The organism is Streptomyces sp. PTL18 (assembly GCF_059510295.1).
The window spans coordinates 1-528 of record NZ_JCAJZO010000135.1 but is presented as its reverse complement, the minus strand read 5'-3'; the positions used below and the strand labels follow the sequence as shown (position 1 = coordinate 528).

Sequence of the window (528 nt, the reverse complement as noted above, 5' to 3'; positions counted from 1 at the left end):
ACGCCACCTCGAGCGCGAACAGCGCGGGCTGCGCGAACTCGGTACGGCTCAGAACCTCCGCGTCCCCGCCGAACACGATCGCCCTCAGATCGAAAGGCAGTTCCGCGTCCACCGCATCGAAGGCCTCCGCGAAGACGGGATACTCGTCGTACAACTCCCGCCCCATCCCCAGCCGCTGGGACCCCTGCCCCGCGAACAGGAACGCCGTACGCCCCCGCACCACCGCACCCCGCACCACCCGCGCATGCGACTCACCCGCCGCCACCGCGGCCAACCCCGACCGCAACTCCTCCCAGTCCGCACCCACCACCACCGCACGGTCCTCCAACACCGACCGCGTCACCGCCAGCGACCACCCCACATCCGCCGCCGACCCCACACCCCCGGTCACCGACTCCAGCAACCGCGCCGCCTGCTCCCGCAACGCCCCCTCACCCCGCGCCGACAGCGGCCACACCACCACACCCCCACCAGCAGCGCCGGACCCCGACCCGACACACTCCTCCGCAACCTCCCGCACCCCCTCCA

The 528-nt window shown here is 72.5% G+C and carries 1 protein-coding gene; it reads right to left on the bottom strand.

Features of this window, described 5'->3' with window-relative positions; genetic code table 11:
- The coding region (locus AC5WS8_RS39345) for an acyltransferase domain-containing protein (RefSeq protein WP_496108268.1) at positions 1–463 on the bottom strand (463 nt) is incomplete at its 3' end.
- Positions 464–528: the final 65 nt, after the last annotated feature.